This window comes from Paraburkholderia sp. D1E (assembly GCF_052682275.1).
This window is the reverse complement of sequence record NZ_JBQYMB010000001.1, coordinates 687,401-707,186: the sequence shown is the minus strand read 5'-3', so window position 1 is coordinate 707,186 and position 19,786 is coordinate 687,401. Positions and strand designations below refer to the sequence as shown.

At 59.8% G+C, this 19,786-nt stretch carries 26 protein-coding genes; 17 read left to right on the top strand and 9 right to left on the bottom strand.

The annotated features are described in order from the left end of the window. From ACUN0E_RS03325 to ACUN0E_RS03315, 3 genes are all read right to left on the bottom strand, one after another. Positions 1-396, bottom strand: a complete 396-nt coding sequence (locus tag ACUN0E_RS03325) for a bactofilin family protein (protein ID WP_445565645.1) — start codon at positions 394-396, stop codon at positions 1-3. A gap of 10 nt (positions 397-406) precedes the next feature. After that, positions 407-1,318: a hypothetical protein gene (locus ACUN0E_RS03320; protein ID WP_445565644.1), complete on the bottom strand. Its 912-nt coding sequence runs from the start codon at positions 1,316-1,318 to the stop codon at positions 407-409. Positions 1,319-1,411: 93 nt separating this feature from the next. Beyond that, on the bottom strand, positions 1,412-2,077 hold the full coding sequence (locus ACUN0E_RS03315) for a DUF1845 domain-containing protein (RefSeq protein WP_445565643.1): 666 nt from the start codon (positions 2,075-2,077) through the stop codon (positions 1,412-1,414). Between the two features lie 619 nt (positions 2,078-2,696). Between ACUN0E_RS03315 and ACUN0E_RS03310 the strand changes: the two genes are divergently transcribed. The 15 genes from ACUN0E_RS03310 to ACUN0E_RS03240 all read left to right on the top strand — a co-directional run bounded on the left by ACUN0E_RS03310 (position 2,697) and on the right by ACUN0E_RS03240 (position 14,672). Further along, positions 2,697-2,966: a DUF7696 family protein gene (locus ACUN0E_RS03310; protein WP_445565642.1), complete on the top strand. Its 270-nt coding sequence runs from the start codon at positions 2,697-2,699 to the stop codon at positions 2,964-2,966. Next, positions 2,963-4,390 (top strand): recombination directionality factor, encoded by a 1,428-nt coding sequence (locus ACUN0E_RS03305; protein WP_445565641.1) that lies wholly within the window; start codon positions 2,963-2,965, stop codon positions 4,388-4,390. The genes ACUN0E_RS03310 and ACUN0E_RS03305 overlap by 4 nt, the downstream gene beginning before the upstream one ends. Before the next feature lie 161 nt (positions 4,391-4,551). Continuing rightward, positions 4,552-4,794, top strand: a complete 243-nt coding sequence (locus tag ACUN0E_RS03300; RefSeq protein WP_445565640.1) for a hypothetical protein — start codon at positions 4,552-4,554, stop codon at positions 4,792-4,794. Between the two features lie 118 nt (positions 4,795-4,912). Continuing rightward, on the top strand, positions 4,913-6,295 hold the full coding sequence (locus tag ACUN0E_RS03295) for a metallophosphoesterase family protein (RefSeq protein WP_445565639.1): 1,383 nt from the start codon (positions 4,913-4,915) through the stop codon (positions 6,293-6,295). Positions 6,296-6,499: 204 nt separating this feature from the next. Beyond that, positions 6,500-7,054: a hypothetical protein gene (locus ACUN0E_RS03290; protein WP_445565638.1), complete on the top strand. Its 555-nt coding sequence runs from the start codon at positions 6,500-6,502 to the stop codon at positions 7,052-7,054. Further along, positions 7,042-9,363: an SMC family ATPase gene (locus tag ACUN0E_RS03285; protein WP_445565637.1), complete on the top strand. Its 2,322-nt coding sequence runs from the start codon at positions 7,042-7,044 to the stop codon at positions 9,361-9,363. Before ACUN0E_RS03290 ends, ACUN0E_RS03285 begins: the two co-directional genes overlap by 13 nt. A gap of 78 nt (positions 9,364-9,441) precedes the next feature. After that, the gene (locus tag ACUN0E_RS03280; RefSeq protein WP_408485398.1) at positions 9,442-9,633 is read left to right on the top strand and encodes a hypothetical protein; all 192 of its coding nucleotides are present in this window, start codon (positions 9,442-9,444) and stop codon (positions 9,631-9,633) included. 338 nt (positions 9,634-9,971) lie between these two features. Then, positions 9,972-10,529, top strand: coding sequence for a phospholipase D family nuclease (locus tag ACUN0E_RS03275; protein ID WP_445565636.1), 558 nt, complete (start codon positions 9,972-9,974; stop codon positions 10,527-10,529). 82 nt (positions 10,530-10,611) lie between these two features. Continuing rightward, a complete protein-coding gene (locus ACUN0E_RS03270; protein WP_445565635.1) occupies positions 10,612-11,013 on the top strand; it encodes a hypothetical protein in 402 nt (133 codons plus the stop codon). A gap of 383 nt (positions 11,014-11,396) precedes the next feature. Next, complete coding sequence (locus ACUN0E_RS03265; RefSeq protein ID WP_445565634.1) at positions 11,397-11,699, top strand: type II toxin-antitoxin system HigB family toxin; 303 nt, start codon at positions 11,397-11,399, stop codon at positions 11,697-11,699. A 5-nt stretch (positions 11,700-11,704) separates the two neighbouring features. Then, positions 11,705-12,061, top strand: a complete 357-nt coding sequence (locus ACUN0E_RS03260; protein WP_408340829.1) for a helix-turn-helix domain-containing protein — start codon at positions 11,705-11,707, stop codon at positions 12,059-12,061. Between the two features lie 34 nt (positions 12,062-12,095). Further along, positions 12,096-12,476 (top strand): hypothetical protein, encoded by a 381-nt coding sequence (locus tag ACUN0E_RS03255; protein WP_445565633.1) that lies wholly within the window; start codon positions 12,096-12,098, stop codon positions 12,474-12,476. Between the two features lie 49 nt (positions 12,477-12,525). Beyond that, positions 12,526-13,038: a hypothetical protein gene (locus ACUN0E_RS03250; protein ID WP_408521508.1), complete on the top strand. Its 513-nt coding sequence runs from the start codon at positions 12,526-12,528 to the stop codon at positions 13,036-13,038. A gap of 15 nt (positions 13,039-13,053) precedes the next feature. Further along, the gene (locus ACUN0E_RS03245) at positions 13,054-13,269 is read left to right on the top strand and encodes a hypothetical protein (protein WP_445565632.1); all 216 of its coding nucleotides are present in this window, start codon (positions 13,054-13,056) and stop codon (positions 13,267-13,269) included. Positions 13,270-13,622: 353 nt separating this feature from the next. After that, complete coding sequence (locus ACUN0E_RS03240) at positions 13,623-14,672, top strand: Fic family protein (protein WP_095423858.1); 1,050 nt, start codon at positions 13,623-13,625, stop codon at positions 14,670-14,672. 56 nt (positions 14,673-14,728) lie between these two features. Here the strand turns inward: ACUN0E_RS03240 and ACUN0E_RS03235 are convergent, their stop codons facing one another. The 3 genes from ACUN0E_RS03235 to ACUN0E_RS03225 all read right to left on the bottom strand — a co-directional run bounded on the left by ACUN0E_RS03235 (position 14,729) and on the right by ACUN0E_RS03225 (position 16,407). Beyond that, positions 14,729-15,289, bottom strand: coding sequence for a hypothetical protein (locus ACUN0E_RS03235; RefSeq protein ID WP_445565631.1), 561 nt, complete (start codon positions 15,287-15,289; stop codon positions 14,729-14,731). 193 nt (positions 15,290-15,482) lie between these two features. Next, a complete protein-coding gene (locus tag ACUN0E_RS03230) occupies positions 15,483-15,950 on the bottom strand; it encodes a hypothetical protein (protein WP_445565630.1) in 468 nt (155 codons plus the stop codon). 103 nt (positions 15,951-16,053) lie between these two features. Beyond that, positions 16,054-16,407 (bottom strand): hypothetical protein, encoded by a 354-nt coding sequence (locus ACUN0E_RS03225; RefSeq protein ID WP_445565629.1) that lies wholly within the window; start codon positions 16,405-16,407, stop codon positions 16,054-16,056. Here ACUN0E_RS03225 and ACUN0E_RS03220 point away from each other — a divergent pair. Then, on the top strand, positions 16,396-16,818 hold the full coding sequence (locus ACUN0E_RS03220) for a hypothetical protein (RefSeq protein ID WP_445565628.1): 423 nt from the start codon (positions 16,396-16,398) through the stop codon (positions 16,816-16,818). The two genes, ACUN0E_RS03225 and ACUN0E_RS03220, sit on opposite strands and share 12 nt — an antisense overlap. 338 nt (positions 16,819-17,156) lie before the next feature. Here the strand turns inward: ACUN0E_RS03220 and ACUN0E_RS03215 are convergent, their stop codons facing one another. Further along, a complete protein-coding gene (locus ACUN0E_RS03215; RefSeq protein ID WP_445565627.1) occupies positions 17,157-17,441 on the bottom strand; it encodes an H-NS histone family protein in 285 nt (94 codons plus the stop codon). A 185-nt stretch (positions 17,442-17,626) separates the two neighbouring features. Between ACUN0E_RS03215 and ACUN0E_RS03210 the strand changes: the two genes are divergently transcribed. Beyond that, positions 17,627-18,067, top strand: a complete 441-nt coding sequence (locus ACUN0E_RS03210; RefSeq protein ID WP_445570366.1) for an SET domain-containing protein — start codon at positions 17,627-17,629, stop codon at positions 18,065-18,067. Positions 18,068-18,830: 763 nt separating this feature from the next. On the opposite strand, the gene ACUN0E_RS03205 is transcribed toward ACUN0E_RS03210, so the two are convergent. Beyond that, positions 18,831-19,301, bottom strand: coding sequence for an RES family NAD+ phosphorylase (locus tag ACUN0E_RS03205; protein ID WP_445570365.1), 471 nt, complete (start codon positions 19,299-19,301; stop codon positions 18,831-18,833). Then, positions 19,298-19,753, bottom strand: a complete 456-nt coding sequence (gene parS / locus ACUN0E_RS03200; protein ID WP_408232143.1) for a type II RES/Xre toxin-antitoxin system antitoxin — start codon at positions 19,751-19,753, stop codon at positions 19,298-19,300. The genes ACUN0E_RS03205 and parS overlap by 4 nt, the downstream gene beginning before the upstream one ends. Positions 19,754-19,786: the final 33 nt, after the last annotated feature.

Sequence of the window (19,786 nt, the reverse complement as noted above, 5' to 3'; positions counted from 1 at the left end):
TTACGCGCCCGTGCCGGAGCGCGACAGATGCTGAACGTTGCTGGCCGTATTCTCGATCGTGAGCTCTCTCGCCACTCGCGAAATCTGGCCATCCAGCGCGGCGCGCGGGCCAAGTCTGATGGTGCCGCAGTAAAAGATGTTCCCTTTCACCCGACCGTTGATTTCCAGCGAACCGCGCGCATGGACGTCGCCCTCGACAGTCCCGTCGATGCGGACGTGCTCGCCTTCGACCTGACCTTTAACCATGCCGCCCGGCGCGATGTGAAGCAGCCCGGCATTGGTCACCAGATTGCCGCTGATAATGCCGAAGGCACTCAGACCATGGTCGAGTATTACGTCGCCGTGGATCGTAGAGCCAGGTGCCAGCAGGGTTACATTGATCTGTTGAGTTTTCATGGAAGCACCCTCAAAAAAGTTGAACGTCGCTGGATCTGGCCGGCCCGATCGGCGCTTTGGTGGCCGCGGCTGACGGTGCAACCGGATCGCTCGAGCTCTCGTCCACCGGTTTGCGATGGGTCGTCACATGGTGCAGCGGGCGAAGGGTGCGAACAGACGGTTTGTCAGAGGGTGCGGCCGCAACTGCTGGCGCTGCCGGCGCGGCGACAGCAACAGGTTTTTCGGGGGACACGACTGCTGGCGCGATAGTGGCGTTTGCAGTTGCTCTCGCCGGCGCGGGCTGCGTCCGGGGAGGTGTTGCTGGCTCTGTAACTGGAGAAGTGACGGACTGCGGCGCGGCGGCTGCCTGGGTGGGCGCGTCGACACGGCGGCTCGGCGCGTGGATCGGGGATGCTGCTGCGGTTGCATCATCGCCGATCGGGCGGGCGGTCGCGGGCCGTGAAACATCGATGGACGGGGCGAGATCCATGGACTTCGAAAGGGTTCGCGGATCGACGCTGGCGAGCCCGTTTGAGCGCGATGCCCTGGCGCTGTCAAAATCCGATGAGCTGAGCGGACGAGGCGGCGCGACGTTGAGCGGCATGTTTCCTTCACTGTCGGCCAGCGCTGCGACCTGCGGCTGGGACGCGACGGCGGCGGCCTTCGGGTGCGAGGCCGCAACCTGCGGTGTGGCCTGACTGTGAAGCACCTGCCAGATGCGCGCGGCGCTCATGCCTCCGCCGGCGGCGAGCGCAGCAACGGCCAGCGCAATCACGGCGTGGCGCCGGTACCTGACGACCGCGCCGAACTGGATGCCACGAGGCTTGCCGCCGGCATCAGGTGCAGGCAGCGCGGGCATGCCTGCCATCTGGCCTGCCAGGTCTATGGTGAGTGTGGGCGACGCATACTGTGCATGCAGCGCCTGGATTTCCTTCAGATCCATGTCGTCCTCGTTGTGGTTCGATAGGTCGAGCGTAGCCAGCCGACGACAAAGTCAAGCTGGCCGGAAAGGGGATTGCAATGTCGTAGTGAAGCGTTAGCTGCCGAGGCGCGAGCCGTCGGCGGCGTAGTGGTCGTTGTCCGGGATGCACACGTGAGCGATGTGCCGGATACGCTTCTCTGCGTTGGCGAGCGCGATCTCGCGAGCGTCGTCAGTGGCAAACTTGCGTGCAAGTTGCGCTTCTAGCGAGCGAACCCACAGGCGGTCGTATTGTGTGAGGCACCGGACGAGGCTACCCGCAAGCGGGCGGGTGATCACGAGTTCGATTTCCTCGTATTCCATGCGCAACTCGCGTGCGTTGTGCTTCTCCACCCAGGCAATTGCTTTCGACAGCCATTCCGACGTTTCGCGCAATGCCGTGTCGAGGGCACGAACCTTGCCTTTGCGGGCAACCGCCATCTTCGACGCGCAGAAGTTGTAGTCGGAACGGATAAAGTCGCGAGCGAACTGTGAGCTATAACGCAGAACGGTGCGCGCATTCGACTCGGGAATGATCTTGCCGATCCGGGAGTCGCTCGTCAGACGCGCAATGGGTCTCAGGCCCGTGCCGGATGATGCCTCTACCACCGGGGGCGGGACCGCCTGCAGGGGCACGAGTGCTGACCCCAGCGCAGTGCTGGTCCCGGCAGCGGGCAATAACGTGCCGTCCAGACTGGACGGCGGTGCTTCCGGGTAGGACGAGGTATCTAGAACGGCGGCCATTGTATTCAGGTGTGGTCTCTCTCACCGGCCATTGTGATTGACTGAAGTCTGACCAGCCCAAGCAAAAGCTACGCTGATTTCGTTGTCTTTCCGTGGTTCGCAGACCCGATTTCGGGCCATACTGGCTTCATTCCTGGCGTCACTGACGCATCGACCTTGACTCCCTAACCCGGAGTCCATCTTCTGTACCAAGCCGTGCCTTTGGGCATGCTCCGACCAGTTCGCAACTGGTGTGGAAACTCTTCTGATGAGTACTTCGCCCGTGCTCCCCATCTTTCAGCCATGAAACTCGTTGCCGGTCGCATTCATTTGCGCCGCGACATCGTTCGAGCCCGAACATTCGGGTGTTCTCTCTCCAGAGCCCATTCGGGTAGAACGATTGAAGTAGGCTGATCCGTGATCCTGCGGCGGAATGTATTTTCCGAAAATGGGCTGTTTGTGCGGCGTGACCATGCCGCGCGAGGACGACCTAACGTCCTCTACTGCGAGCCTCCCGGCTCCCTGGACACCACATCCCCAGAAGGGATGTGGTGTCTGGGTCATTTGCCACTGAATCGGAAGCGCGTTCCTCTTACCGGGGAGCGCGCTTTTTTTTCGTCCCCTGACCACCGGAGGTGTCTTGCTGCTTCCTGACCGTCTCAACGCGCGCATTGCCGAAACGATCAGTAACACGATCGACGAGGAGCGCGCTTCTGCTGATACCGCCTCGCCAGTCTGGCGACAGCGGTGCGAGGTAGCCCGGATCGCAACGTATAGCGACCCCGAGCGCCGCGTGTTTCTTTCCCACATTGCCGAAGTCCGCGGAGAAGCGGCTGCAACCGACCTGGAGCATTCAGCCAGGGCGTTGCGCACGTCGGCAATATTCTTTCTTGCGAGAAAACCCTCATGAACGCTGTTCTCCGTTTGACCGGCGCTCCTCCCCGGAGCATCGTTGAAGAAAGAGCGCTGCGACCGCCCACAATCGGGAAGATCCGGCCTGGCATCAAGGTGCTCAAACAGGCGATCGCCAGCGCGAATCCCAACGCGGTTGCGATGTACGACGAGATGGTCGCTGCCGGCGATTCATTCGAGGCGATCGATGAGGTCCTCGAGTCGCGGTTCCGTCTCAAAAACGCGCTGATCCCCCGAAACTCTCCATACTTCACGTGTCGGCGCTCGGACTTCACGAACCCCGATGTGGCGAGCGAAATTCTTCGCCTGTACGGTGAGGATCGCGGGCAGGGGGTGAAGCTGTACCGCTTCCCGGTGCTGTTCGCGTTCAACGACTGGATGGGCAACCTGCCAAACCAGATGACCGCGTGGGGTACCACTGGCCGCAAGTTCTTTTCCGAGTATGGAAACGACGGCCAGCGCTACTGCAAGACCTACGCGAAGGTGGAACGTGATCCCCGGGCGCAACGGGCCACGCGTACGTTTGGTGGCCGGGACATCATCTTTCGTCAGGATGAAGCGATTCCCGACGGCATTTGCGATCCCGAACGCTGCCCCCAGTATCAGTCGCGCCAGTGCAACCTCTCGGCGAGCTTTATCTTCGCGATCCCCGATATCAAGGGACTCGGACTGATCGAGCTGCCGACAAACAGTATCTACGTCCTGCAGAAAGCCTACTCGGCCATGCAGACCGTGGTACTTGCGCGCGGACGGCTGACCGGCACACGCTTCTGGATATCGAAACGGGAGTTCGATATCACGCGGATCGGCGACAACGGCGAAGCGCTGCGGGCGAAACAGATGCTCACGGTGCTGGACGCGGAAATCGACATCGGGTCCCTGCTGGACGGCGCCGATGATGCCGAGCCAGCGCTGGAAGCAGCAAACCGCGCGGTCGCGCTTGTCGAAGCCGGCGGCAACGTTCTACCGCTGCGTGTCGACGGCAGCATCGATACTGGCAACCTGGAATCCGATGTCCAGGTCCAGGGCGTGTCCGAGTCACCTCACGTTGAATCGCAGGCCTCGTTCGCTGGTCATTCGGGTAACGCTGACGGAGAACCTGCCGCCAGGTCACCGGAGTCCGGTTCGTTGCTCGCTCATGTGATGGATCGGGCCGGCGAACCGCCCGACGGCAACGCCGATACCGAGTCGATCGAGGAGAAGCGGGACCGGATGTCGGATCTGCTCAAGCGGCTGGGTCTGGGCGCGGAAGACCGCAAACACGATTTCAAGGTGTTTGCCCATGCCCGGTTCGGGCGTGGCTGGGTTGAGCGCGTGCAGGATGTTGACGCGATGAACGCGCGGCTGGAACAGGCGCTTTCCGCTCCTGCGCTGCTCGCTCAGGAAATCGCGGAAGCCAGACAGCAGTCGTTGCTGATCTGATCCTGGCCTTTCTTCACCTTTTGCCAGCCCTTCGGGGCTGGTTTCCCTACATCGACGAGAACATTTCAGCAAGCAGGCTTGCTCAAGTGCTTTCGACAGCGCATCCCGCGCATCGAAACCGTCCGCTTCGGCGGCCATCTACTTGAACGACGGACTTATTCATGCCCGATACAACCTGTTATCGCGTATCGCTCGACATAGGCGTGCTTGATCAGAAAGCGCTCTACGCGTCGGCAGTACATCATGCCACTGACCCAGGAACGCTCCTGAGCGCAGTGGAAACATTGCCGCTGCTGACCGACGACGGATCTATCGACGTTCGGGCATGTCTCGCGACACTCCTTGACCCCTGCGCTCCGCCTGCCGGAACGGAGATCCAGAACGCAACGATTGATCCGCTCTGAGTGGTGCAGTTTCCGCTGACCTGACGTTCTTTCATTCCATTGTTTAACCGCGTCGTTTTCTGACGCCTACGCATTGAGGCTGCCCACGGGCGGCCTTTTTGCATTGACGGAGGCGAAATTGAAAGTCGCACACTTCTCTGACCTGCATTACTCACCGGATAACATTGATGAGGCCGACCGTTGCTTCGCTTTCGCCGTTGGCGACGCGATTGCGCGCAAGGCTGAAGCCGCGGTGATCTCTGGCGACTCAACCGATCACCGGCTCGATGCACATGCCCCATCGCTAAATGCGCTGGCCACCCAGGTTCACCGGTTGGCAGTTGCGATGCCCGTCCTGATGCTGCAAGGCACGTTCTCGCACGAACCTCCCGGCACGCTCGATAACTTCGCGCTGATGGGGGGCGCGCACCATGTGCACATTGCAGACAGGGTGTCGCAGGTCGCACTGATCGATGGAAAGTTCTGGGCATCCGAGGGACCGGTTTTCTCCCCCGAGACGCTGCGCGAGATCATCCGCGTGAAGCCGGAAGCCGTATTCACCTGCCTTCCTACGGTCAACAAGGGCCAACTTGCAGTGAGCGTTGGCGCGCTCGCTGCGGGCACGGAACTGGGTGAAGTGCTCGCCGCATATCTGGCGGCGGCGGGCCGGGTGAACGCAGAGCTTCGAGAGGCGGGAATCGCGACGATTGGCGTCTCGCACGGCACCGTGAACGGTTGCACGACCGAACACGGCGTAACGATGGCGGGCTTCGACCATGAGTTCTCGCTCAGTGCGCTGTTCGATGCGCAATGCAGCGCGTTCATGCTCGGGCATATCCACAAGGAGCAATTCTGGACGCGCGCGGGCCGGCGGATTGCCTACCCCGGATCGATCGGGCGCTTTCACTACGGCGAGGAGGGCGACAAAGGATACCTCCTGTGGGGCGTGTATCCGGAGGAAGCGGACTCGTTGCTGATCCCGACGCCCTCGCGGCAGATGATCAGTGTCGAGTTCGATGGTCCTCCCGACATGAAGAAGCTCCAGGAGATCGCAGATAGCGCGGGCGACAAGTTCGTCCGGGTTCGCTGGCAGATCGACGAGGAGCATCGGCAGCTGGTCGATCGTGATGCGATCGCCGCGATGTTTGCGGGGGCTGCAGGCCTGAAGGTCGAAGGCCGCGTGTTACCTGTGGTTCGCAGCCGTGCCCAGGGGATCAGCCTCGAAACGACCGTTGAAGCGAAGGTCGCGCGCTGGTGCGAGCTCTCGAATATTGAGCCCGCGCCGCTCCTGGAATGTCTTCAACTGCTTGAGACCGGGGACGCGGAAGCGATCGCGGCCCGGGTACTCGCTGGCGTCGATGCTGCACCGATCGTGCCGTCGCTCAGTCTCGTTGGCGGTATGCAGGTGTCGGCAGAGCCGGATGAACCCGACGAGGCGCCGGCAACCGTTATGCCGGTGGCGAGCCAGTCATCTGAACCGACGACGCTGTCGTGGCTCACCGATGATCTGTTCGCGGCTTAACGCCGCCTGTTCGTGGGAGTGGCCAGTACGGCGCTCCCACGCGGACACAGCCGTGTTCCGATAGCCCTCACCGGCTATCGAAACGAGGTTTCACCCGCGTCAACGACGCATCGATCGCAGTTCGCTGCATCCATTTTCTTTTAGACCCTGGCGGGGAGCGATCCCTACCGGGCGCACTCCGCCGTTTTTCTGTGGAGTGTGACTATGTTTGGACTGTATCCCGCTGGCTCCAACTGGGTCCGGCATTACAACGGAATCGCGACTGCCCGTTTGCTGCAGCAGGATCTCGTGACTCACGCGAGATTCACTGCAGGCATTTTCCATCAACCCTTTGGCGTCGACCGTGGCGCCGTGCTCGCTCAACGCGATAGCTGTCTTGTGCTGACGGATTCAACCGATTCCGCCCAGCCCGAACTCGTCGTCGTCCCGGACGTCGAGATGCAAAACCTCCTGTGGTCGTTCAACTCGGGGTATGCCAACCAGTGGAGCGGCCGGGAACTCAAGGTGCTGACCGGCTGCGACAACTGGGACAGCGTTCTCAGGCATGCATCGGAGCAGTTTGCGAAGGTTTGCGATGACGTCCAGAAGGCCATCGACGGAACACTCGTGAAGCCGGCGCCTGCTGCAGTCACCCCTGTCGCGACATGTCCGGACCCGGTCGTGTCGGCTTCGTTCTACAACGATGACGACGTGCCCTGGCTACCTTCAGATTACCTCTTCGATTCGCCCGTTCCGGAGGAACCGTCATGCGGCCTCTGAAACTGACACTCGAAGGGTTCTACGGTGTTCGTGACGGGATGAAACGCGACAGCCTGACGCTCGATCTCGAATCGCTGCCGACTGGTCTCATCGCGTTGACAGGCGAGAACGGTGCAGGCAAGTCCACGATTATGGACAACCTTCATCCGTACCGGATCATGCCCTCGCGCGCGACGAAGCTGTCCGTCGATGCGTTCTCGTACTGGGACAACATTTCCGGTACCCAGGCCATGAAAGAGTTCGAATGGGAGCACGACGGTATCCGTTACCGCTCGTCGTTCGCATTCCGCAAGCCAGGGAAGGTCGGCAAGGCCGAGTACTACCTGGCCTGGCTCGCGTCGGACGGCACGTGGACTCCATTCACGCTGCCTGACGGCACTGTTTCTGATGGCAAGGGCGACACCTACGACCGCTGCGTTGAAGCGATCTGCGGCTCGCTGGAGTCATTCTTTACCAGCGTGTTCTCCGCGCAGAACCGGCGTCCGCTTGCGTCATACGGCGCGAGCGAGATCAAGGGGCTGCTCGCCGAGTTGCTGAAGATCGATCATCTGCGCGCACTGTCGGCGAAAGCTGGCGAGGTGGCGAAGGTGCTCGGTCGGACGTTGTCGGCGGTGCAACAGGAGCTCGTTGCACTGTCTGGCAAGCGCACGCGGATAGCAGAAACCGAACGCGCCATCGTGGTCGATGGACAGACGCTTGCGACGGCCCGGCAGGAGCGGGAAATGTTGCACTCGAGCGCGGCGAACCTCAATGCGCAGCGTGCTTCCCTTGTTGCGAAACAGGGAGAGAACGCGGCTGTCGAGAGGCGCTTGCGCGAACTGGCTGCCCGACGCAACGAGCTATCCGGCTCGTTGAAGACAGTGGCCAATGAGCAGAGCGCGGCAACGGGAGGCGCGAATCAACGGCGGACCACTATCCAGCAGACCATCGCCGGACATGAGGCGACGCTGCGGCAGCGCGACGTGATCCTCGGCGCGGCTACCGCGCGCGATGATGCCCAGTTGCGGATCGGCCGTGAGGAATCGCGCGTCGAACCACTCCAGGCGGCGATCGCTGAGCTTGAAACGAAGCGCTTATCGCTGGCCTCCCTGACGACAGGTCTTAACGGGCTCCAGTCGCAGGGTACATCGCAGGCGGCTTTGCTCAAGACGCTGCAGTTGCAGGCGGCGGTGATCCGCGAGGTCCCTTGCGCTGGACACGAGATGCACGCTACCTGTCCGCTGCTTGCACAGGCGCGAAACGCCTCATCGCAAGCGGCCGGGCAGGTCATCTCGCTGGCAAAGCTTCGTGAAAGCTTCCGGCAGCAACGGGAGCAATCGGAGCTGTTGACGCCTCAGGTCGCGCAACTCGCGGCAAGGCAGTCTGAGTTGCGTACTGTCAACGCCTCGCTTGCTGCGGCGCGCCTGGACTTTCAGAAGGCGACGGATCTGGCGGCGCGTAAGCCGTTGCTCGATGCGGCTGTCACTGGCCTCGACGCCGCCCGGCAGGAACTGACGGCTCTCGAAACGGGGTATCAGGAGGGTCTGGTACGCCGGGAGGCGGAAACGACCCGTTTGAATGCCTTGCTGCTTGAGGTTGATTCGGAAACTGCGCGCCTCGCGGCCGTTGATGTGACGGGTGCGATCGCGGATCTTGACCGTCAGCTGGCGGCGAACCGCGAAGCGATTGTGGCCATCGACGCGCGGATCGAAGCACTGATTCGCGCGCAGGCAACGCGTGAAGCTGAACGCGATGCGATGGCGAAGGAGTTGTCCGGTTTCGACGCAACGCAGTCGCGCGCCGACCGGATATCCGACGAGATTGCACGCTGGAAGCTGACCGCGAAAGGCCTCGGCAACGACGGGGTTATTGCCCTGACGATCGACGACGCAGGTCCGGCACTCACGCAAACGGTCAATGACCTCCTGCTGGCGTGCTATGGCATGCGCTTTACGGTCGAGGTCCAGACCCAGCGTGCGCTCACCAGTGGCGAACTGCGCGAGGGGTTTGAAATCCTTGTGCATGACGCTGACAACGACAACACCAAGGCGGTATCGGTGATGTCGGGTGGCCAGAAGGTCTGGATCAACGAGTGTCTGACGCGTGGCATTGCACTGTATTCCGCACGCAACGCCGGGCAGCCGTATCAGACGCTGTTCAGTGACGAGTCAGATGGTCCGCTCGATCCGAAGCGCAAGGTGCAGTTCATGCGTATGAAACGCGAAGTGCTGAAGCAGGGCGGGTACGAGCGGGAGTTCTTCATCTCGCAAACACCCGAACTGATTTCGGAAGCTGACGCTGTTATCGACGTCGAAGCGCTCGCAGCCTGAGCGTCAGATGTACTTTTTAACCCTGTGGGGAACGTTCCCCACAGGGGCGCTCCTCGGTCTTTTTTTACGAGGAACGCCATGAAATCGAAATTTAACTGCAACGCCCGGACGTCGGCTGTAACGGTGTCCGTGCGCCCGGCGGAACCGCGCGTCGGAATGACCCACACGTACGAACTGAACGGCACGCTCATGCATGACGTTCTGGAAGACGGCAGGTGGATCACGAAGCGCGCGGTACCTGCCGGCGACGTGCATAAACGCGCTGCCTGAGCGTGATCTCTTTCCGCACGCCCTCCGGGGTGCGCTCACTCCTTTCCCATTATGTCCAATCTCCTGATGCTGCTCATCGCTGCAGGCGGCACGTCGCTGTGCGCCTGCAGCCTTCAACCTCAGGTTCATCAAACGAACGTGCATCCGACGATCGTTGTTCACCCGCCGAAGGGCGAGCCTGGTGATTTCATTCTCTGCAAGGACGGCCGCGTGCTGGTCTTCCCGTTGAGTCAGCCCCAAACGTGCTCCTGAGCTTCTGGGCGCGATCTCCTCCATGTTACTTGCCCCGTCCTCGAAAAAGGCGGGGCTTTCGACGTATACGATTAAGGAATCGGATCATGAGAAAACAGATCATCATCGCAGCGGTCGGCGCGGCGCTCGTGTCGGCAGGGTGTCTTCTTCTGGTGCAGCCAGCATTCGCTGCGCCGGATGTGCAAGTGGCCTTCTCGCCTGACGGCGGTGCCGAACGTCTGGTCCTCGGCACCATCAACGGCGCAAAGCGGTCGATCCGCGTGATGGCGTACTCAATCACCGCGGAGCTCGTTGTTCGTGCGCTGATACTGGCGAAACGCCGCGGCGTAGACGTGGCCGTGACGGTCGACTATCGGAACAACATCGATGAAGACCGTACCGGCCGTGCGCGGGCCGCACTGGGTGCACTCGTGTACGCGGGCGTGCCGGTGCAGGTCGTTAAAGCGTTCGCAATCCAGCATAGTAAGTACCTGATTTCTGATGACGCAACGGTCGAGTCGGGTAGCTACAACTACACGTCGATGGCCGCGCGATACAACTCGGAAAATGCGCTGGTGATCCGTGGCGACACGGAACTTGCGGCCCGGTATCTCGAGAACTGGACACAGGTCTCCAGGCTCGGTGAGCCTTATCAGGCGCCGTAAGCCTGACATTCCCTTTGAATCCCTCTGCGGGCAACGCCCCGCAAGGGACGTTTGTCCGCTTCGCAACATACCGGAGCAAAACATGACCTATTCGTGTACGGACTTCACCGACGATGTATTGAATTGCCTGGCTTCCGCGGGCGCAATAGACCCTGCAGCTGTTCCCGCCGACAATCCGGGGCATCAGTCGGATATGGCCATCGAGGCGATCGTGAAGATGCAACAATCGGTCCTCGCAACGCGTTTCACGAGTGAGTTGCTCGCAGGCGTTGAGTCGGTCAGCGCGATTGCCGATCAGCACGGTGTTGCAGCTCTTGCGGTCCTCTTCTATCTGCAGGCCGCGATCAGTAACGAGACATACGTCGAGATCGACACGCCAGAGATGGGCGCGGTTGAGCTGATCAGCGCACTCCCCTCGGCCGACGAATGGATGAAGCACATCCAGATCGTTCGGCGGGCGGCTTCACCTAACGCGTCAACCTGACGCGATCCGGCCGATAACAGTCGGCTTTCTTTCCCTGATCAACAGTCTCGACCCAGCCCACGCGTTCTTCGGAACGTGTGGGCTATTTTTTTGGGCGGCAGGCGTTGTATGAGTGCAAGGGACAGTGTTTTCCGATGGAAACGCGAGGTTCATGTGGAGCGCGAAGTGATTTTTGGTCATTCCTTCGCAAACCCTTCTCGGAACAGATGTCGAAATGGCATGTGTTACGCGCTCAAGGAATCAACAGACGGTGCCGATATTAACGTTGCGCGTGAGTGGCGGCCTCGCACGACCCAAAAGGCATTTTGGGTGAGCCGAAGTGACCTGACCGTGATTTAGGACCGACACTTGTATTAGTCCCAAAATGGGACTAATATGTACCGATGCGAATCATTGCGAAAAAAGTCCTCCTCGCGTTCTGCGAAAGGCATCCGATCGCTCGACAGTCGCTGCTGGCTTGGCATGAAGAAGCCATGAAGGCTGTGTGGATGACGCCGCAGGACATTAAGGCCAGATATTCGACTGCGAGCTTTGTCGGGCGGAACCGGGTGGTACTCAACATCAAGGGAAACGACTACAGGCTGATTGTTGCGGTCGCGTATCGCATCGGGGTCGTCTACATCAAGTTCGTCGGAACGCATGGTGAGTACGACAGGATTGATGCTGAAACCGTAGAACTGGAGTGACCAAGATGGAAATCCGTCCAATTCACAACGAACACGATTACAAAGAAGCCTTGCAGACAGTATCTGGCCTGGTCGACGCCGACCCGGCTGCCGGCACTCCGGAAGGAGACCGATTGGAGGTGTTGGCCACCCTGGTGGAGCGTTATGAAGCTGAGCACTTTCCGCTCGATCTTCCCGATCCCATTGAGGCCATCAAGTTCCGCATGGAGCAGGCCGGACTGTCTGCCAGCGACATGCAGCCGTATCTTGGCAACCTGAACAGAGTGTACGAAGTGCTCAATCGGAAACGCGGGCTAAGCCTTGCCATGATTCGCCGTCTGAATCGCGAGTTGAAGATTCCAGCTGAAGTACTCATCGCCTAGGAAAAACGCGGCACTCTGCCAGAGGGGGAACCTGATGAAACTCAGCTCGCGATGGCTTGGATGTGTGATGTTTCTTGCCCTTTCGCACGCCCAAGCACAAGTTACTGGCGGCTGTGTCGGTGCACAGCAGCGTGCTGAATCGGACGCCCGTATTGCTGTGATGACGCAGAATTTCGACCCATCAGCGCTGGGCCGCAATTTAACGAACGCGGGTCAGGAGCGCTCGGATGCGTTGGCGGTGGTGCAGAAGTGCCAATCAGGAGCGGTGCTGGGGATGGGATGTGCGCGCGAGATCGACTTATACAATCTCGCCGACGAGTCGTACAAGAATGCAGCCCAAGCGATCGATGTGTATCGAACCCTTGTCTCGGCGCAGGTGAACGCTCGTGCGATGCAAGCACCGGTTTGCCGGTAGTTTGTCACGTAACAACGACTAGGAAAAGGACTCAGCGCAGGTGACAGCATTGAATGAAAAACTGCCGGATGACCTTCGGGCGGCGCTGGTCTCGATCTACGAAGAAGTCATGTGGCTCGCAGGCCGACCGAACGTCACGGCTAGTAGAGCGCGAGCGTGGTACACACATGTCATGGCTGAAAGCGTCAAGCGTCGCGTCAGACATTTTACGGGGCAAGTCTCCGTTTCGGCGGTATCTGGAGACGGAACAGGGTTGCGACTGGAGCATTACCGCCGCATCCAGACAACGCTAACGGAACTGGTCAACCGGCACCGCCAAGAGCAGCGCAGCGATCCGGGCGAGTTTGTTCGAACGCTTATCGAATACGAGTCGGTGCACATTGTGACGATTGCTGAAAACTACGCTGCGATGCGAGCCCATGGAGACTATGAAAAAGCGGGAATAGTGCTGCAACCGTGGGTAGAGATTCCGGAGGCGCGTAAGCAAATGCTTTGGCGTTCGATGCTTCGAAATAAAGTTGCCAACGCAGAAAATTTCATCAACCGGCCGGCTGCGGTTTAACAGGGGGAAAAGCAAATGCAGACCGTAGACGATTTGATGGAAAAAGCGTTCTTCGAGGGCCGCGACCCGCGCAGCGCTGAGTACAAGCAGGGTGCGCGCGATGTTCTGGTCGCCCGTATGGCGGGCAGCGCACTCCCGGCGATCCCGTTCAAGGTTGGGACTGCGCATGCTTACCTCGCGGGCCGCGAAGAAGGCGGGATCATCTGGCGCACGATGGCCGCAGCAAGCTAACAGGACGGAAAAGATAACATGACGCACGAAAACAAGATCGCAGAGCCGGGGTGATGAGACAAAATAAAGTTGTATAGCGCTACCGCTGATTCATAAGCGCTTTTCCGTCGAGCGGCGGACGCCGTGGGAGTGAGTTGTAAAGTGGTTGCGTTGATTTTTAAGGGAAAACCGTCGAAAAACGGAGTGCGATTTGCGTGGCGGCGGTTCGAAGTTGCGGAGCACGAAGCGCGAGCCGACCGGTTTGACGCCCGCGGAGCCGCCGGTAGCTGAACGATGCTAAGCACCATTCTCACACCCATTTACGCCCGTTTTGCCCTGCCATAAATGGGCGTAAATGGGTGTATCATTGGTTCATGTTCAGAACCGAAACCCTTCAAATCACGCCGGAGGTCTTGGGCCTGGTTGCCCGGATCGACGAATTCAAAGGCGCTTGGCGTGCCTTGGGCACGCTTGCGCCAGACCGGTTGTCGTCCCTGCGACGGGTAGCGACCATCGAGAGCATCGGCTCATCAACCCGCATCGAAGGTAGCAAGCTATCTGACCGCGAAGTCGAACGATTGCTGTCGAACTTGGCCATCCAGAAGTTCGAAACGAGAGACGAACAGGAAGTGGCGGGATATGCCGAGCTCATGGACTTGATGTTCAGTTCATGGCACGAAATTCCGTTCAACGAGAATCACATCAAGCAACTTCATCAAGTCCTTCTCCAGCACAGCCAGAAGGACGAATGGCACCGGGGCAACTACAAGACGAGTTCCAACAGCGTTGCTGCTTTCGACGAAAACGGCAGGCAGATCGGCGTCGTTTTTGAAACGGCTACGCCCTTTAATACGCCCCGCCTGATGAGCGAACTCGTGTCGTGGGTTAGCGATGAGCGCGAAAAAGCGCAGCTGCACCCGTTGCTGATCGTTGCTATTTTTGTGGTCGTGTTTTTAGAAATCCATCCATTCCAGGATGGGAATGGGCGGCTTAGTCGCGTGCTGACGACCTTGCTGCTGCTTCAGGCCGGATACGCCTATGTGCCGTATAGCTCGCTGGAAAGCGTGATCGAGGCGAACAAGGAAGGCTACTATCTGGCCTTGCGCCAGACACAGGGGACAATTCGCAGCGATGAGCCGAACTGGCAGCCGTGGCTGATGTTCTTCCTTCGCTCGCTTGCCGAACAGGTGCGACGACTTGAGAAGAAAGTCGAACGCGAAAGAATCGTGCTGGCGTCTCTGCCCGAGTTGTCTTTACAAATCGTTGAGTTCGCCCGCGAGCATGGACGAATCACAATGGCCGAGGCTATGAGGCTCACCGGTAGCAGTCGCAACACCTTGAAGCAACACTTCCGTGATCTGGTCGAAAGAGGACACCTGGAGTCGTACGGAAGTGGGCGCGGCGCGTGGTACGGCATGAAATGACGCGGCTCGTGGCGCTATACAACTTTATTTTTGCCACTATACAACTTTGTTTTTACTCAACACGTACGTCCTCTTGGATCGGCACTTTCATCCCAATGCCGAACTACATAGGGCAGTAGCATGGAGCGCAGCTCCTCCGCTGCGGCCTGCTCGATCTTCTCGTCGACCGGAATGTGCCAGGCCTCAGGTGCGGCTTGCGCGGAACGGCAAAACCTCGCGCTGCCGTCGGCCACCATACGCCCAAGCTGAAACGGCGACAACTCGACCGATTTACCGATCACCGTCGGAACTTTGATCGCCGACAGGCCGTAGCGGCTGGCCAGATGATGGGGTGGCTCCTTGGCCAGATTCAGCCGGGCCGTGATCGCCCGATGAGTCGCCGAGTAGGCGAGCGAGTGCCACGTCTGGGTCGAGACGTTAGCAGGAAACTTCCGCCTGGCGTCGGCAACGATGTCCTTGTTGAACGCAAGGTATTTTCCCCGGCGATCCGCGAGGCGTTCGGCGATCATTGTAAGGGTCGATGTCTTTGTGGCCCCGGCGTAGGCCTTCAACTTCACGGGTGCGCCGCTGGCTGTGGCGTCGATCGCGGCAATCTGCTCGTTCGTTGGGTTAAGCATGTCTGGACCTTGTTTGCATGATCGTCGGGATGGTTCAAGCGTATCGAAGAGCGCGAACAGTCAAGCCGCGCTGTCGACTAGTGTCCGTCGATACGCCAGCGTTCATCCCGGAGAAAGCCGCAGAAAAACGGCGCGCTCTCCAGGCGCGCCGTCGATACTCTTCCTGCGCGTGGCCGCGCCCTACCATTCCTGATTAGGCGAGCGCTGCCGCGACTTCAGCTGATAGTGGCTCGGGCGACGCGTGTGCCGTGTGGATTCGCACACTACCACCGACGATTCGATCCGAGCTGATCGAGATTTCTTCCCTGAAGCGGCCGCCGCCCGCTATCACAGGCGAGGAGTCGTATGGTCGCTCCCGCTGGATGTAGTCGTGCAGATCGAACTCAAGGTCGAACCCGAACACGCCCGTACTATCTTCGACCGCGACGCGAATCGCGCCAATGGGGACGCCTGCAAGACCTTCGTCGACAATGCGGTTGAGGATGTGATCACGGACGGTGAGTGATGAAACGGGACTTGCGAACGACGGCTCGGTTTGCTGCAGATGGACCACCGCCAGCAGATGGGGCGTATTGGTGAAAGCGATCCGGTATCGCAGGACACACGGTGATCCGGTTTCGTCCGGATAGACGATGTCGTGAAAACTTCCCTGGTAACTCATGAGAGGCTCCGATGGATGGTTGCACCGATTCAAATGAACTGGCAATACCAGCCTACGGAGTGCTAATCAAAGTCAAGCCGCCCAATGACGCGCACGGAGTCGCCTACACGCCGACGGGCAGGGTCGCACGCAAGCGAACGGCAGTGCGCTGGCTGGCGAGTCCAAGGAACCGGCTCACTTCTTCGTTGGTCCGTCCAGCAAGCAGGTGCCGCCGCGCGAAGGTATTGCGCAACACGCGTGGACTCATGTCTGGCGCTGCGAAGCCGATCGCGTCGAGTGCCCCGCGGACTATTGCACCGAGCAGAACGTCATTGGTCGGCTTGTCGGCGGTCCGCGGCGCCGGAAAGAGTAACGCTTCCGCAGATGCTGGGCGATGCTGGTTCCAGGCGGCCAGCGCGGGTGTACAGAAAGCGGGCAGCGCGACAATGCGCTCGAGGCGCGGGCCGTGTTTGGGCACGCAAAGGTGCGGCCGCACGGTGTCGAGAAGGAATTCACCTCCGCGCGTAGCTCGCAACTCTGCAGCAGTTATACCTGCGCCAAGGAAAAGCGCAACAACGGCCCGGTTGCGGGTGGCGCGGGCGTCGTCGCCGGCGTCCGGCTGGACGTGCGCCTGCAGGGCGATATCCGCGGCAGGATCAAGAAACAGGGGTACTGGTTCGTCATCCGGCCATGCTGCGATCACGGCAAACGCCGCCGCCGGGTTGCTTTGTCGGACGCCAACGGCGACCAGGTGCCGGCAGAGCCGATCGATGAGTTTGAGGTAGCGAAGGCGCGTGGTGGTACCCGGGGCACAGCGATTGTCGACGTCGGCGAAGAAGGACTCGAGATGCTCCGCTCCGAACGCGGCCAAAGTCGTTGGCCGTTGTGAAAGATGCCTCAAGAAGCGGTCAAACATCGCCTTGTGCTGGATGATCGATCGTTGGGAAAAGCGGCGACGGTCCGCCCCCGCCGCTTCGGTTGCCTGCCAGTCCAGATACGCCGCATGCGGCTCAGTCGTCCACGAAGTCGGGATATCCATATTTGGCGCACCTTATATACTGAATTGACGTCACCACTCCAGCAGGCGAATCTCCGATTCGCCAACCCGTCTATAGTGAGAAGGGGTGTTCCCAACGCCGTCCGGGTACGCCTTCGCTTGCAGACATTCCGTCCGTGCGCGTTCGCCGCTTCGTGCAGCGCACGCGAGCATAAGGTCCACAGCAGTTGTCATTCTGCAATGCGGAAGCGTTCGGGATCGTTTCCCTTCATCCATTGCGGTGGTCGTCCACGACCGCTCCAGGTGTCGCCCGTTTCCGGATTCCGGTACTTCGCAGCCGTCGCCTGGCCCGCACCCTTGCGTCGCTTGCCAAAGATATCTTCTGGCGAGAAACCGAAAACGGTGACGATCTTGCGCACGTCCTCAAGGGCGGCCACTGCCTCCGCCTGTCGAGCCTCCTCGATCCGCTTTTCCAACTCTTTTTTCTGCTCCAGCAGTTCCTTGTATCGCGCCATCGTTCCAGACTCCTTTCAGGGTGAAGGTCCAATTCTACCTGGCCGTTCGCCAAGTCAAGCGCAGAGCATCACTTCTTCCGCGTCTTTTTGAAACCGCGGGGGGTGTGGCGTACGATATCGCTGACACCAGCTTCACCATTCCCCTCCGGCTCGGGCCGGTCTACCATCAAAGTCTCAATCCAACGATGAGAAGAGTTTCGGTTCGCCGCTCGCGAGTACACGGTCGCGGCGTGTTCGCTTTACGCCCGCTGTGTGCCGGCGAACGCTTGTTTGAGTACACCGGCACGGTTATGAGCTGGAAGCGCGCGGTGAGTCGTCATCGCCAGTATGGCGAGGAGGGACACACTTTCCTGTTCGGCTTATCCGACGGGCGCGTGATCGACGGTTCTCTGGGTGGAAATAGTGCGCGCTGGTTGAATCACGCATGCGAGGCGAACTGCGAGGCGGTTGAGACTGACGGAAGGGTATACATTGAAGCGATCACTGACATCGGAGCCGGCGCGGAACTGTTCATCGCATACGGACTCGCCACAGAAGGCACCGTGTCTAAGGAGATGCGTGCAGCCTACGCTTGCCGATGTGGTGCGCCCCGATGCACGGGCACAATGCTCGGTGACGCGGGGTAGGGTAACTCGCGGCGAACAGTCGATATCAAAATTTCAAAATGCACAAATCGTGTCGTAACACAGGGCTGAGTAGGTATGTGTCGGCGCTAGGAGGCTCAACGGGAGGTAGACAGGCGGGCACGTAGACCTATGTCTGCTACGGAAAGGCAACGTCGCCAGCGATCATATACCGTGGGAGCATCGCCAAACACCAATGCGTCAGCGCCGGAACCGCGGTTGTTCACTCTATCGACTTGCTCTTGCATTTTTTTCTGGCCGTACCCACTGCACGGACCGCGGGACCAGTCACTACTTGCCTGAAAAAGGCTTTCGGCCCTTGTTCACGGCACGCAAGTATGGCACCAGCACCAGTTCACTGCCACGTTTTATGGTGTCACCAATCGGCATGGCGCGAGCCGTCTCGACGACGAGAAAGACACAAAGAAGTCGATTACGGAGATCCTTGACGTCCCTGCCGGGGAACCTGCTTTTAAGCAATTACTTGACGACGAAGCAAACACATTGAAGAAGGTGGGCAACACCCAACTGATTCGGCACTTTGAGATCAGCCAGACGCCCGTCATCGACGCAGACCACGTCGACTATCTTTACTTCCGGTTGTTTGCTCTTGTCACGCTGTCGATACGGAAGAATGCACCCGGACACCGGCAGTAGAACGAACGAGAATAAGAAGGGCCTGTCGGCAACTTTTATTTAGTCGACGCCGGTTGCCATTCAGGGTACTCCCGATATTGGTTGCGGGCCAAGTCGACAGAACGGATATTTAGCCTCGAGTCAGCAGCTTAAGGATCCGGTCGTCATGCCTTACATGGAGTGCGTCAACAATCCGCACGGTGTCAGCGGCGGGATGGGCTGGGTTGAACAGGAAGTTGTGGGCGAAAGGAACGACCGCGCTCGGTACCTTCAACACCGCGCTCGTTTCTGTCTGCAGCCACTCCGTGCCCGCACCGCGTGACCAGTCAGGATTTTGCCGCCAGTCGTCCGGGACATCGGCGGCCGCGATTTCAGCGACTGGAACGTCATCGTCCAACTCGAGGCGCAACAATTGATAGCCGTCCGGCAACTGGCTGACGCTGGCGATCTCCATGTGGACAAGAATCTCGAGGAGGGCCAGCGCAGGGTGTTCGGCTAGGTAGACGATGGGCTGTCCCGCGAAATGCCACCGCCCCGGAGCGCGGAGCCCACCTATACCTCTCAGATCCGCGTAGTTGCTAATTCTCCAAAGGATCATCAGGCGAAGTAACCTTCGTCGATCTGGACAAGGGCTTCCTCTACGAGACGCGCCCCGTGCTCCGTGCTGGCCATATCGAGTGCGGACTTTCCGCCAAAGCGTGCCCGATCGTTCCTGAGCCACGCCATTGCTTTATCCGGGTCACCGAAGGTCGACGTGGCCTGAGCGAGAATCTTCGCGAGCCGGATCGCCTTGTCGGACTCATCGATTGATAGTCGTTCGTGATGCTGGCGCCGATGCGTCAGCGTTCGTCGCGGGATGATGAAGGAGAGCTCGTCCACCTTTAGGCCGCGCTCTGACAGCCGGTCAATCACGGTAACGTCCACACGGGCGTTCGCTATCACCGCGAGATCTGCGCCGGACTGAATCCGGGCGTCGAGCAGTTGCTCCAGCACGTTGAACTCCGCCCGTCGCGGATCGGCTGCGCCAGTCGGTTTGAACGAAACAATTGTCATGGAGCCTCCTTCGGCAATATGCCTGTACATTAT

What these genes read in the sequence shown, in the direction of transcription:
- ACUN0E_RS03325 (WP_445565645.1), bottom strand. Translation starts at nt 396, where the DNA reads ATGAAAACTCAACAGATCAATGTAACCCTGCTGGCACCTGGCTCTACG.
- ACUN0E_RS03320 (WP_445565644.1), bottom strand. Translation starts at nt 1,318, where the DNA reads ATGGATCTGAAGGAAATCCAGGCGCTGCATGCACAGTATGCGTCGCCC.
- ACUN0E_RS03315 (WP_445565643.1), bottom strand. Translation starts at nt 2,077, where the DNA reads ATGGCCGCCGTTCTAGATACCTCGTCCTACCCGGAAGCACCGCCGTCC.
- ACUN0E_RS03305 (WP_445565641.1), top strand. Translation starts at nt 2,963, where the DNA reads ATGAACGCTGTTCTCCGTTTGACCGGCGCTCCTCCCCGGAGCATCGTT.
- ACUN0E_RS03300 (WP_445565640.1), top strand. Translation starts at nt 4,552, where the DNA reads ATGCCCGATACAACCTGTTATCGCGTATCGCTCGACATAGGCGTGCTT.
- ACUN0E_RS03290 (WP_445565638.1), top strand. Translation starts at nt 6,500, where the DNA reads ATGTTTGGACTGTATCCCGCTGGCTCCAACTGGGTCCGGCATTACAAC.
- ACUN0E_RS03285 (WP_445565637.1), top strand. Translation starts at nt 7,042, where the DNA reads ATGCGGCCTCTGAAACTGACACTCGAAGGGTTCTACGGTGTTCGTGAC.
- ACUN0E_RS03280 (WP_408485398.1), top strand. Translation starts at nt 9,442, where the DNA reads ATGAAATCGAAATTTAACTGCAACGCCCGGACGTCGGCTGTAACGGTG.
- ACUN0E_RS03275 (WP_445565636.1), top strand. Translation starts at nt 9,972, where the DNA reads ATGAGAAAACAGATCATCATCGCAGCGGTCGGCGCGGCGCTCGTGTCG.
- ACUN0E_RS03270 (WP_445565635.1), top strand. Translation starts at nt 10,612, where the DNA reads ATGACCTATTCGTGTACGGACTTCACCGACGATGTATTGAATTGCCTG.
- ACUN0E_RS03265 (WP_445565634.1), top strand. Translation starts at nt 11,397, where the DNA reads ATGCGAATCATTGCGAAAAAAGTCCTCCTCGCGTTCTGCGAAAGGCAT.
- ACUN0E_RS03260 (WP_408340829.1), top strand. Translation starts at nt 11,705, where the DNA reads ATGGAAATCCGTCCAATTCACAACGAACACGATTACAAAGAAGCCTTG.
- ACUN0E_RS03255 (WP_445565633.1), top strand. Translation starts at nt 12,096, where the DNA reads ATGAAACTCAGCTCGCGATGGCTTGGATGTGTGATGTTTCTTGCCCTT.
- ACUN0E_RS03245 (WP_445565632.1), top strand. Translation starts at nt 13,054, where the DNA reads ATGCAGACCGTAGACGATTTGATGGAAAAAGCGTTCTTCGAGGGCCGC.
- ACUN0E_RS03240 (WP_095423858.1), top strand. Translation starts at nt 13,623, where the DNA reads ATGTTCAGAACCGAAACCCTTCAAATCACGCCGGAGGTCTTGGGCCTG.
- ACUN0E_RS03235 (WP_445565631.1), bottom strand. Translation starts at nt 15,289, where the DNA reads ATGCTTAACCCAACGAACGAGCAGATTGCCGCGATCGACGCCACAGCC.
- ACUN0E_RS03230 (WP_445565630.1), bottom strand. Translation starts at nt 15,950, where the DNA reads ATGAGTTACCAGGGAAGTTTTCACGACATCGTCTATCCGGACGAAACC.
- ACUN0E_RS03215 (WP_445565627.1), bottom strand. Translation starts at nt 17,441, where the DNA reads ATGGCGCGATACAAGGAACTGCTGGAGCAGAAAAAAGAGTTGGAAAAG.
- ACUN0E_RS03210 (WP_445570366.1), top strand. Translation starts at nt 17,627, where the DNA reads ATGAGAAGAGTTTCGGTTCGCCGCTCGCGAGTACACGGTCGCGGCGTG.
- parS (WP_408232143.1), bottom strand. Translation starts at nt 19,753, where the DNA reads ATGACAATTGTTTCGTTCAAACCGACTGGCGCAGCCGATCCGCGACGG.